The organism is Paraflavitalea sp. CAU 1676, assembly GCF_029223285.1.
Classification (GTDB): domain Bacteria; phylum Bacteroidota; class Bacteroidia; order Chitinophagales; family Chitinophagaceae; genus Paraflavitalea.
Window position 1 is genome coordinate 603,823 of record NZ_JARHUJ010000004.1, and the last position, 12,914, is coordinate 616,736.

General features: G+C 40.7%; 9 protein-coding genes. 1 reads left to right on the top strand and 8 read right to left on the bottom strand.

Features of this window, described 5'->3' with window-relative positions; all coding sequences use genetic code 11:
* Window positions 1-222: 222 nt before the first annotated feature.
* Window positions 223-1,608 (top strand): site-specific integrase, encoded by a 1,386-nt coding sequence (locus P2H89_RS15470; RefSeq protein WP_275828347.1) that lies wholly within the window; start codon window positions 223-225, stop codon window positions 1,606-1,608.
* Between the two features lie 706 nt (window positions 1,609-2,314).
* Here P2H89_RS15470 and P2H89_RS15475 read toward each other — a convergent pair.
* From P2H89_RS15475 to P2H89_RS15510, 8 genes are all read right to left on the bottom strand, one after another.
* Window positions 2,315-2,974, bottom strand: a complete 660-nt coding sequence (locus P2H89_RS15475; RefSeq protein ID WP_275828349.1) for a hypothetical protein — start codon at window positions 2,972-2,974, stop codon at window positions 2,315-2,317.
* 1 nt (window position 2,975) lies between these two features.
* On the bottom strand, window positions 2,976-3,377 hold the full coding sequence (locus P2H89_RS15480) for a RusA family crossover junction endodeoxyribonuclease (protein ID WP_275828351.1): 402 nt from the start codon (window positions 3,375-3,377) through the stop codon (window positions 2,976-2,978).
* 57 nt (window positions 3,378-3,434) lie between these two features.
* A complete protein-coding gene (locus tag P2H89_RS15485) occupies window positions 3,435-4,748 on the bottom strand; it encodes a hypothetical protein (protein WP_275828353.1) in 1,314 nt (437 codons plus the stop codon).
* Window positions 4,749-4,788: 40 nt separating this feature from the next.
* Entirely contained in the window at window positions 4,789-5,394 is a 606-nt protein-coding gene (locus tag P2H89_RS15490; protein WP_275828355.1) for a hypothetical protein, read from the bottom strand.
* 14 nt (window positions 5,395-5,408) lie between these two features.
* The gene (locus tag P2H89_RS15495) at window positions 5,409-9,218 is read right to left on the bottom strand and encodes a hypothetical protein (protein WP_275828357.1); all 3,810 of its coding nucleotides are present in this window, start codon (window positions 9,216-9,218) and stop codon (window positions 5,409-5,411) included.
* A gap of 507 nt (window positions 9,219-9,725) precedes the next feature.
* Entirely contained in the window at window positions 9,726-10,304 is a 579-nt protein-coding gene (locus P2H89_RS15500) for a hypothetical protein (protein WP_275828359.1), read from the bottom strand.
* A gap of 87 nt (window positions 10,305-10,391) precedes the next feature.
* On the bottom strand, window positions 10,392-10,853 hold the full coding sequence (locus P2H89_RS15505; RefSeq protein ID WP_275828361.1) for a hypothetical protein: 462 nt from the start codon (window positions 10,851-10,853) through the stop codon (window positions 10,392-10,394).
* 879 nt (window positions 10,854-11,732) lie between these two features.
* A complete protein-coding gene (locus P2H89_RS15510) occupies window positions 11,733-12,815 on the bottom strand; it encodes a hypothetical protein (RefSeq protein WP_275828363.1) in 1,083 nt (360 codons plus the stop codon).
* Window positions 12,816-12,914 lie beyond the last annotated feature (99 nt).

Below are 12,914 nucleotides of genomic sequence, written 5' to 3' on the forward strand. Positions count from 1 at the left end.
TTATCCCGTCCGGTCCGCTCAAAAGGGTTATCAGCAATGGTAACCCTTTTTTGTTTTTACTCCACTTTACTTTTAGCATATTGATTTTCAGTTTTTAGCAACATTCTGAGACGCTAGTCGCAGCGTAACTTTATTCTGCTTGGATTTTACGTTACGTCCGAAAAAACGGGACGAATAACGGGACGAAAACGGGACGGATTTTAAGAACAAAAAACCAAGCATATGTCTCAATTAATTTATCCAACCTGCGACAAAAAGCGCATCAGAAAAATCGATGGAACTAGCAAAGTGTATCTTCAGTATAACTTCAATTCTGATATCAGACCATTGCTAGATACAAATATTTCCATTCCTCCGCAATATTGGGATAGGGTCACCAGGCGGGTTAATCATAAACTACCAAACGATTGTGGGAGCTATAAGGAGTTAAATAAGGAAATCAAACGACAAGAAGATCTAGCCCGCGACTTAGTTAGGCTTGGGATTCGGATGAAGGTTGTGGACATGGTAGCGTTTGTAAAGCAATTCTACAACCCTGAGCTTGACGTAACGGACCTTACTTTAAAGAAGGAATTATTTGAAAGACTATCAAAAAGTCCAGAAGAAAGAAACAATGATGACCTATTTTTCCAACTAGAAGAATATATAAAAGCCAAAAAGGGGCGTGTGTCCGACAAGACGATAAATATTTTTGAGCAGGTCGGTCAACATCTCAGAGCGTTTGAAAAACATTCAGGTTCTAAAGTTTGCTTTGAAGCTCTGGATTTTAATTTTTACGATGCTTATACCAGGTTTCTAACCTTCGAATATGTGCAAGAGCGGAGAAAAACACCTGTTATTGGTTTAAAGCAAAATTCAATAGCAAAGACCATTAAGCAGCTCCGAATATTTGTGAAGGATAGAATCAAGCGAAAAATTATCGCTCCCATCGATTTGTCGGACTTCAAATCCCAAGAAGAAAATACAGACGCTATCTATCTAAATTTTGACGAAATCCGAAAGTTATACAACCTTGATTTGAATAATTCTCCTGTCCTGGCTCAATATCGGAGGATTTTCATTGTCGCTTGCTTAACGGGGTTACGCTTCTCAGATTTCTCCACGATCACCCCCGAAAATATTGTCGGCGAAAAATTCATTTTAAAGCGCCAGGAAAAATCGGACAGCCCTGTGATGGTTCCGCTACGAGAGGAAGCTAAACAATTGCTGCTGGAGTATTTTGAGAACAAGGGCGTAGTCCATATCACAAACCCTGATCTAAATGCCAATGTAAAAGTGATAGGAAGGATGGCAGGGATAACAGATTCGGTTACGTTCAGCTACAAAAAGGGCGCGCAAACCATAAAGGACACCAGAGCAAAGTGCGATTGGATTTCGACACACACTGCCCGGCGATCATTCTGTACCAATGAATTTCTGGCAGGAACGCCGATTAAGCTAATAATGAAGATTAGCGGTCATAAAAAGGAGAAAGATTTCTATAGATATATACGTATTACGGAAAAGGAAGCTGCCTTGTTGATCGAGCGTATATGGCTGGCAAGAGATGGAATGCAACCGCTAACCATGGTGACAAGTGAGCCTGGGGAAGCTAAAGATACCGTTTGAGATTAAGTGCCGATAAAATTTGCAACTTACAAAGGCGTTTACTTTCATTTTGTTTTCGGTGCAAGTTGAATGGCCAATTGAAGTCAAAGAGCAGACTGGTATCCAAATATTTTAAAGGGGTATTACATATGTTAATCGTTGAGATGTTAGAAGTCGATTGTGTTTACAAATAGATTGCGTTTAGAATGCCTTCGCACAATCAGGGTCCTGCTCTGCTGGATAAAGAATTATACTCATTGATATATCACTATCAACTGCAGTTCATGCTAAAGAATCACGGGCACCAGCACAACGGAGAAGCCGTGGTCGATTGCCGCTTTTTTATCTAACTGAGGCGGGGGGCCTATCTTTGAGAGGTAACTTGCAAGTAAATGGAGTTTTGTATGGCTCGGTCGGAAGCCATGCGGCTGGACTGATCTCGGAAAGGGTTGTGTTCGATAGCAAGCTACTTCAACAGCTTTTTGATCAGTCCAAAAATATTCCCGTTGATATTATGTCAGTGGTTTATGATCACCTCGATAAGCGGCTAAGCTTATCGACACTAAAGTTGAAAACAATTGCACTGGCTCTCGCATTTGTTTGCCAGAGTGTATACAACTAACCATTATTTCTTACAAGCATTGCACCGATCGGGACAATAAGCACATGCAGGACATATAGACTTATATGTTAGCTAGCTGTCTATTACGGCGATGATGGGCCAGTATCACCGATTTTCCTTTGCTATTTTATCGACTATGTCCACAAGTTTTTCAACAGTATTTTTGTCTAAGTCAGATGACTGATAGCCATGAACAACTTGATTACGTATTTCAAATAGATTTTCTAGTGTCCTTAACTCTGGAAGTGAAATATATCCAAAAGAGAATAATGTCTTTATAAGTGTTAAAGGGTTTCTATTCTTTAGATTCTTCTTATCGTTCAGAAGTAATTGTCTTGATAGGCTTTCTAAATAACTCCAGGTAAGTACAAAAGCTGCATTATAATGTTTTAACTTACTAAGCTCTTTTATTTCCTTTAAAAGTTTGTCAAGATTATTTATTTGCAAGCCTTCTAGTAGTGGTCTGCCTTTGGATTCTGTTTCTTGCTTTGATGAGGTTATAATTAATTCAAATCTCCAACCACTTTTTTCATTGATAACATCAGCAACATTCTTAAGTCGCTCAATAGCTGAAATGTCTGCTCTTGACTTGACTTCAATAACTACCGTTTCTGATTTATTCGAAGCGATAATATCAGGTTGATAGTTTTTGATAAATTCTGGTATGTCTTTCCCTTTAGGTTCAATAATTACATTGTAACCTTTCTTCTCGTAGTCACGAGCCACTTGCTTAATTCTGCTTATTTCAGTTGTTTTTGTTTCCATTTTAAATCTCTTCAAAGTTACCAGATAATACTACTTTCACATGAACGAAGTCTGCATTCATCATAAATCCGTCGGCCATTGCTCTTGAAAGCCCTTTAACTTTAAATGAACCGGTGATATTTCTTTTTTTGGTAATGGAGTCTGTTAATTGGTCATCGTCATTATATACCAAACCAATAAGTGCATCTTGAATAGGCTTGACAATGTTGTCTACATCAGGGGCTGCATTTTCATAAAAGTTTGTCACGATAATTGTCAGTTGTTCTCCTGATGGCGGGTCACCTGCTGGCCAATATGCTTGGGCAGCTTGCCTCACCCTTTGCTTCCATGCTTGCAACCTTTGTCTATTTTTAGTTTGTTGCGAAACAGGAGGGCCTTGTACTATAAAATCAAATGGTATCATGAAATTATGAGGTTCGTTGTCGGATACACCTAACGATCGGGATTTACGATTTAGGGTTTATTCCAGGAGTTTGTTGAGTACGGGTTTAATTCCATCAGCAATTGGTTCAGACATGATTGAACTCACTACGCCACCCGCCGTCATGTCTGCGATTTTCGCAGCGAGAAGACGTCTCCAATCTTTCTTCTTCAAACCATAAAGGTCTTTCAATTCGCTAAACTCCTGCATCATGTCATCATAAGTAAATTCCTGGCTTAGCGTTACTTTCTTCATCATTTCCATCAGAAGATCAAGCTTTTCATTTAATGACTCTCGTTCACTTTTAGAGAAATAGTCATGACCGTTCCCATTGACTGCTTCAGTCTTTTTTTGCAGGTAATATTGAATTCCTTCAAAATGAAGATAGGTATAGAAGATACTCTCACTGCCTCCGACGTCTATTGATAGCAGGATAGTAGAGTTCTCCTTATAGCTTGATTCATTAAAAAGGTTGATATAATATCTTGCCAACTCTAAGCAAAGGCTTATATCTAATTTAGGTAAACCGGTTGCAAGAGCAATTTCGTCAATGGGAATATTGCGCACTTCGCCATTGTTCAAAATCATTTTCCGTATGGCATTGATCACGATATTGATTTGATCAATAATGCGGTTATTGCCTTCGAGGGCAACGACTCCAAGAATCCTAATGGTCGCACCATCGCTGGACATTAATCGATCATCTACAGCAGCAGTTTTAAAGGTGGTAGGAATTTGGGAGTTAAGTTTTGCCCACAATTGGCGATAGGTGAATCTTTCTCCCTTTACAGTGAATTTATAGAGTTCGGAAAGCCATAGGCGTTCAGACTCCTTCAAAACAGGAATATCTAAATCGCCGGTTGTTGAATTTGAATGGGGCGCACTATTAGTTTGCTGTGTTGGACTGAGGTTGGGGTTACGACGCTTATAAAAGGCCTTACCTGTATCATTGATAATATACCATTGATATTGGTCATCGATATAGGGCTTTAACCGGTATAATGATTGCAAGAGATTGCCATCGTTTATAGCCTTGCCATGTTGTGGCGCCATCGTCTTGAGTATTTCGGGAAAGTCTTCAAGTCGTACAAAATCGTTACGGTTGTATAAAAATCCAATGAGGGCTAAGTCATAGTCATCAAAAACTAGGTTATGAATAAATTCTAGTTCTCTTTGTTCAAGGTCTTCGATATAGTTTTTCCCGGAATCTGAAATTTGCAGCCGGTTGCCTTCGATGGATACATAGCCTTCGGACTTTAATCGTTCTATTACTTCTGTGCCAGAGACATCTTTATACCCCAACATTTGGGATTTTATGTCGCCAGTTGAGATATCATATTTCCTTGTTGCCATGTATTTTAGAAAGTGGATAATAAAAGCATTAAGGGTCATATTATTGATTTCGGTTTGTTCGACAAAAATTATAGGCCTCTTCGAGATTGGATGCGCCTGTTAAATGCAGTATTTGCTGTTCGTAATCGTTGGAGAGAGCCGTTTTAATGCCGTTTCTACGTGCTGTCATTAAATAGTTGATGCCATCCATCCTGTTAGCTCCGGCAGGACTACTTGCGCTTTGGATCGCGAACTCTGCGAGGGTATGAGGTGTCAGGTTGGGTATGTTTGAGCCAATGCGGGTGAAGAGAACAGTTTGTACGTCTTCGAATTCAGATAAGCTATCAATAAGCACTGTATTTATTGTAATAGCTTCATCAGCCGGCCTCCGGTAATTGCGCCTGGTTTGCCGGGTTTCTCTTTGATATAAAATATCAGCAGCCTGCTCAAAAGTAGTATCGGGCTGTAGTACCAGTATCTGTGCTCTGCTACCTTTGCCATGGGCAACGGGTATTAAGGTCGGTGCGTTATCCCTGGTGCTGCTTGTCCTTGCAAACTCAATGGGGAATGGAGTTGTGGTAGTGATCCGGCGAATAGACAAATTCAGGATTTTTTGACCGGGATCTTCGATCAAAGAGCCGTACGCTAAAATTCCAATGGTATTCATAAGAAATTGCTATCTCAATCAAGGTAATTTGATTTAAAAATTTCCACAAGAACTTTCATGGCATTTTTTGAGGCAGCCAATCTCCATTCATTTTTCTTTTCCATATCCGCCTTATCGGAAATCCCCCTGATGATCATTATTCCCCGGGCTCTTCTGGAATAACTAAGGCCGTCTTCATAAAACTGTTGGGCTGCGCCACCTGCCTCAGTTTCAACCGCGAGGGTCTTGTCGTTGACTGCTAAGAGCCATATCCTTTCTTCTGCCTCTTTAAATTTGATCACAGCTTCACCAGTTCCAATGGGGCCACAGAAACTTGTAAATGTATTTGAGGGGCTATTTTCTGATGCAGCAAATGATGGTTCTTCACTCTTGTTCTCATGGTGATACCTCCTTATAAATTCTTTCGTCCAGGCATTCATTTTGAAAGAGTCCATTCTGTGATTTGTTCCGTTTTCGGTTTCAGCTCTCTTGTCGTAGTAATATGTGCTGTCACCGATTGCAACGTCGCCAATCTGCAAATCTTTGTGTATTGAACCTGCGATGCCTAATAGAACAATGACAGTCGGGTTAAACTCCTCAGATAAAGCATTGTACGCTGAGATAACGGAACGGTTTCCTTGCTCAACTGCCTGTACCGTTGCGACTTCAAGACTCTTGCCATTTTTATCTTTTATCTCGCCAAAATAATAAGTCCGTGCTGATTGAGTCCCTCGTTTTTCAGCAAAGGTGTTGTTCTCTTTAAAATAATCTGTAACCGCTGCCAGTTCCTCGGCAACAATCGTGATGATTCCAATGTCCATAAGATTTTTTATTGGTTCGACTTTCGATTTTGTAAAATGATTTGATCTAAAAGTGATATTATAAGGTGTGGCGATGGTCATGTTCTTTTTACCTGCAGGGTTATGCTCAACGAAGCCCGATAGTTCACTTTTAATTTCATCTTCTATTGACGCTTTATTCGATTCTGAGCTTGTGAAATATATTAATTCATGTCCCACCAAGGGTTTGAATTTACTTTTTAACAGCTCCTTGGCGACATCCCAGAACAAAGGGGCATAACATTGATTCGATGAAACTTTCTTAATAATCCGAAAAGCATCCAGGTGAAAGAAAAAAGTAAATTTCAACGTAGCATTATTATCCAGAGCTTCGGCCATTCTGGCACTTAATCGAAGAAGCCACCTTCTCGAATTCTTTCCCTGTGAGCATATCCAAATGCCTGTCTTAATCGCTGAAAATTGTATAGGTATTTCAAATAAATAGGTTTGATCCTGTTTTTTAGCCTCTATCCCTAATTGATGAATTACCTTTTTAAATTTGGCCGCTATCTGCTTTTTAGGGATATTGAAGTTCTTGAAATCGACTACAAGGGCATGATCATAATAGGAGATCCTTTCAATTTTTCCGAAGCTACTTGCTATCGCATCCACTTCCGATAAAACTTGCCTGCCAGTCTGAAAGTTTTCTTTTATTTTTTCAGTGGAGAAAATATATAGGTCTTCTTTTTTTAATTCACTTGTTCTATACCTTTCAATCGCCCTGTCATAAACGTGTTTCAGGTTTATATGTAAATTAGGCAGGAACTCTTTTGTTTTCTTTAAAATGTCCTGTGATTCAGTATTGGCCTCAGTTTCCCTGAACTGGTTTAGGCTTTTGGAAAATGATAGTTCTATCAAATTAATATAGAACCTGGTGGAGAATAGAAGATTTGCCAATCTGTTAATTAACTCAATTACTTGCGGATTTGCAGATCCAAGGCTTGTTTCTTTGCCGGTAGTGGGCCAAAAACTTTTCCAAACTTCGCTATACAATTCATTAGGAAATGACTTTGCTGCTTTTTCAATTGCTTTCCAGGGAATACCCGCCATAAAACTCTCGAACTTCCAGGTCCCGCTGTTGATAGCGGTGAAAGCTCTTTGTTTTCTTAGTTTAGAGAACTGGTCACCATTATTATCCGGATATGGGTTGAAATATTTTTGTTCCTGGAATAGATAAAATCCCTGGAATATATTTATTTCAGCAGCTAATGCACCCATTAAATCAATTACATAAGGGCATGTTGATAAAAGAACTAATTCATCAAGGCTTAACCTGGATTTGCGAGGATTCATTAGATTGCCTACTACCAGGCCCAGCTGATTGGCATGATTAAGCCCGCTGGTATCTACGCCGGATTTGGGGCTTTCAGTTAAGGTATAGAAATCTTCAAACTTATCTCTATGCAAATAACCCGCTTCTTCCAATAGATGTGTCAATGAACGATCAAAGTTTACCTTATAAAGACTTTTATCAAAGGAGCCTACGACCGCACCATGCAAATAATATCTTATTCCAACTGTACTGAATTCACTTAGGGGATTGGTGGAAATAGTCAAAAAGTCCTTTTCAATGCCTACCCGAATTAATAGTACCAATAATTTTTCAACTATTGTGTGCGGCAAATTATTATTCCCATACTCCTTAGTGAATTTTTCAAGCATTGAAACACATAAGCGAATCTCATTTTCAGAAAACTCCACATCCTCGCCATGACGAAAAGCCCGGTATATAAGGCCCTTATTTACATATGTTATTGGAACGACAGCTCCTTTGTCAATATAAAGGTCCAGAAAGTAGGAAACGAGCTTGCCGGGATTAATTTGGGTCGAGATTCCCGATAAGAAGGATTTTAAGTCGCCAATAGAATAGCCCTGGTTAAGTCTGTTGATCGTGCTTTTATATTCCTCGTCCTCAAAAGCCTTAATGCCGAGTTCCTTGACAAGCCTTCTTGCTTTCAATTCTTTGTCACGGTACAAATCAAGAAATGGTTTTGATAATTTATGTAGCGCCACTCCTTCCTCAAACGTATTTTCTTCTGATTGTACTATCAGCGGCTCAGTTTGATGAGCAAATTGTATATTCAAATCTACAAAACTAATTTTTCTATTGTCGGATGCGATTCTGATAGCATCAGTGATAGGGGGTGGAAAAAGAAAATTTATGTTTTTGAAATCTTGTTCCAGTATGATATTGCTGTCAATTTTGCTGACTATGTCACGATACCAATGTTGACTTAACCTGCTACCCAAATAATACTGAACTAAACGGAGTTTACTTTTTAATGAATCTTCTTTTGAGTCATTCTCAAACCAATTCTTGATGTTATTGTCCTCAAATGAACTGCAAATTCTAAGAAACATTTTCTCCAACTCCTCCTCCGCCAGGGGAGGTAGAATTACAATGGGCAATGCCTGACACCAATAGACGTCCTGTATATTCAAAGCGTACAATCTCAATTTGAATAACGAGTTGTTGGCTATTGAGAGCCCCAAATCGTCCAGGAGAGACAATAGAGCGGGTTCGCTTGGTACGATAGTCAGGTTTAAAATATTGTGTTTTTCCTGATGAGACGAGGTAGATTCATATACAATCCAATCAGCAGAATTGCTTATTTCCTGGAAGTCTTTTTCCTTTATTCTTATATTCTTAAATAATGGATAATCTATGGTGTAAGGCCTTGGTACCACAGAAATGGCATTTACAATGTTTGAACATATCAGTGATGTTTGTTCAGAATTCAGTGTAAAATAGGGAGGCTTGGGATCTACAAGTTCTTTTACCCACCAATGTCCATCGACGCTCAGAACATAAACATCAACTTTATCAATTCCAAATGTATTTAGCTTGCCTAAGGCCTCATTTATCGTCGTTCCACTGATTAGCGCATCGTCAACAATCGCAACCTTTTTTGATTTCAGCCAGTTAAGATCCATATCCAGAATCCGGCTTGAGGTGACGACACAATGAAAGCTTGATAATTCCAATTCGTCGAGGCAATCCGCCAAGCAAGCTGCTTTGCGAGCAAGAAAAATTAAAACATCATACTTCTGTGATAAAGCAGTCAGTCTTTTTGAGAATTCGATTATATGCGTCCTGAAACTTGAATCAAACTGTTCAAGAAAATAGGTGCGTCTTAAACTCATTCAGCAGTTATTTAGAGGTTCGGGTTTGTGGCAGGGCAGGAAATAAGCAATTGTTTAAATATACATTAATTAATTGTATATAATGCAAAAATGAAGCTGATTTTGAGTGCTTTATCAGTTCTTAAATCTTGATTACCGAAGGCTATAATTTCATGATTTTCAGGCTGCACAGCTCTGAACTGAGAGAAGCCAGGCCTGGGCTTGCTGAGGCCCGGCGAAAACGAAGGAAGAGTATGCAGCCGTAGTGTTGGAAGCCCTGCTGCAGGTTGATTCGGCGGGGGGATGCGGGAGACGAAATCACCTTTGGCGGTGCAGTGGTCCCGCCTGAGTGGGACGGCTGCACAGGCCTAGCGCGGGGCATTTAGTGATTTACGGGTAGACTTCCTGGTATAAATTATATAGATCGGCAGTTTGGGGTGTTAGAAAGGACAGGTTGGTGGGCCGGAACAGGATTATCTGAACGGAAGGGTCAGCGTTGTTTACCGCCAGTCCGAAAGGGAAGCCAAGGGGATGGTTGTTGCCGGAGGGCGTATTTAGGTAACTGAGGTGTCGTCTGAATCCCAGCAGTTCCCGCAGCTGGGATTTATGATAAGCCCCGAATTTGCACTCGTAGGCTGCGTTGAGGTGTTGGGGAGCTGGAAGACCGCCAAACTGGTTTAAGATTTCAGAAACATGGCTTTCCTCGATCACCACGACATCGGCTTCAAAGATATCTCCCGCCGGACCTTTTGTCCCCATTGCAGCAAGGCCGTAGCATTCTACGTCAGTTGCGAAATAAAAGGTTGTTGTCGGGAACTGCACTTTAAATGCCTTAGCTGGGTCAAACCTTCCTGGTTTCTGGTTGAGGAACTGGACCGGAGGGGTGACAGCCAGCGGCTGGCCATACACCTTTGCGTATTCATTGATTGCTTTAGCGCAGATCACCGCTTCAAATGCCATTTCTGCCATCTTCGTGAATTGAGCGGTGGGTTGTCCCTTTACATTCTGCAATAAGCGATCAAACTCTTTTTTGAGGTCATTGACGTTGCTAATCATCTATAAATTGTTATTCAGGTTGTTGAAAAAATCCTGGTCGTCGGTTGAGATAAATTCCGCCGTCATACTTAATAGTTGCTCCAATTGCTGCAGTGACGGGTTATTCAGTACCGTTGCGAGGTTGACCGGTAAGTTGGCATTTTCAGTGTATAGGTTTAACTGTGGGCGGGGACCTATAGAGCGGTCGCTGAAACCCTGGACTTCCTGTTCAAATTGAGCCGGAAGATCTGCGGCTGATCTCAGATAGTTCCGGGTGGCATCGATCAACTGGCGAAGCGCCGTAAGAGCATAATCGGGGTCTTGTGCACGGCGGTATAACTGATCGAGGGCAGTGCTGGAATCTTCGTAAAAGCCACCGTTTAAACGGTCGCTGAGTAAATAGGTGCCGACTTCATCAAAGTTATTTTCCCTGATCGCATTAAACAGAGCGTTGAAGATCTCTTGTGCCATTGATGGACTCATGATAAATGGTTTGAATGTACTGGCTGAAAATGTCCGTTCCAGAAGATTGTCTGGTTAAGTCATCACATAAATTTATAAAAGTCCAGGGGATGAGGGATAGAAAATGGGAAATCAATTTGCGTATATGGCACGCATTGTATTGCGAATTTAATGGTAGGGGGATTTTTGAATAGTATCGGACCTTATTTTTCTTAAACAAGCCGGGATAAATACCATTTCATTCGTTCGTATGGAGGATACACCTGTATGTAATAGTTTTTCATGCAGGCAATTGGCTTCAACGTACGAAAACATGGAAAATGACAACCCGGCCAACATCACTGAAATAACCGAGCAGTAGATCATCAAGATATATCTGCAAGATTCTGAAGCGTTGAAAAGGTTGGCTGTACGCATCATTCACAATGAAATTGAAGCGGACGATCTCATAGGGCAATCTTTCGCCATACTTGCCAGGGAACTCGGGAACAATCCCAATAAGTTTTCTTTCCCTGCAAACGCAAAAGCTTCTCTTATAACAGTCATTAGAAACAAATGCTACTCCTTGCTCCGCAAAAAGCGCCTGGTTACAGTTGGTGAACCGCCCGAAATGATCATTGATGAGCATTTCCTGGTACCCGACCTTGAAAAGCGGGATCTGTCGAAGCATCTCATTTCCTTGATTGATCAACTCCCTCCGAAATTGCAGCAGTTCGCAATTCTCTTTTTTAAAGAAGGTCTAAACAACGAAGAAGTAGCCAATCGCCTGCAACTCAGTAGGCAATCCCTGCTTGTATATAAAAGTACAGACAAGACACCTCGATGCTCGTTAGTGTGTTTAACCTTTGACACAGTTTATATACAGTCTCGCAAAAGACCACCGCGGAATTAGTTCGCCAACTAATATTCATTAAACCTAAAAGCGGAGGGTTTTAAGGATACTTTGATGCCACAGACTTCTGCATCGATGGAAATTGATCCGGGGGTACAGATACTACCGGAAAATTTAAGTTCACATTTTTTCAACGGGTAATTAATATCCGCTTTATTCTTTTTTGAATCGACTTCTATAGCAACGCTACTTTCAATGCTTATGCCGGGAACGAGGTCAACTTCTTTTTGAATACTTGTTGTGACGAGAATTTCGCTGGATGAACTGTTTTCAATCTCGAATGGAACAATATTTCTATACTTTCCGGATATGGTGAATGATAGCAAAGATGAATCGGCGGGGTCAAAGTTTAAGCACACTTGCAGATCATCATAGTCTTCAACCCCGAGCCTTTTTAAGTTATAAAGCATGAGCGATTCGGTAGAATAGAAATCACTGACGAGTTTTAAATTATTTCCCTTGTCGTACAACTTTATCATCCCCGGGCCTCCAAATGTCAGTTCCAACCCCTTTTTATTTTTGAATGTTTGTTCCGCTATCTCCCGGATGGTGCTCATTGCATCCTGCTTACCGGATTCGTGAATGGCCCGCCACCAATTTTGCTGGTATCCCAAATAATAAGTGATATGTTCATTCTTATCATACATTGTCAAACCGGGCATCATCTGCGTATATTCTTCCCTTGTGAGAGGCGGTAACTCGCTAGTCATCCCGACTAGAAACCCTTCAGATTGAAGCCGTACTAATTTTACACCGGTAGAAGTGGGGTGAATGGAGATGCTACGGGCTTCGGCCATCAGCTTTACGAGGTGGTATATAAACATGGCAGCATCGAGACTTATATCTTTCGTTTTTCCATTCACTATAAGTTTAATTTTTGTTTCCTTCGCGCCCCAGTAAATTTTCTTTATGATGCTACCTGTTTCGGGCCAAATCCTGGATATGTCTGAACAATAGGCCGGTAGTTCAATGACCCCGTTTTTTGCCATAATGGGTTTTTCAATACGTGGAACTAGTAAACGTTGCGGCGCGTCGGCCCTGGCTTCAATACAGCAGAATAAGAAGATGAGGATGGTTAGTTTGGCGGACATGGTAATAGTTTTTAGTTACAAGGAGGAGGTTAAGGTAAGTTGTTTTTTAAGATGGTAGTACCCGTGTTTTCACGTGATGGTGAGGAGTGTTTTGACGGG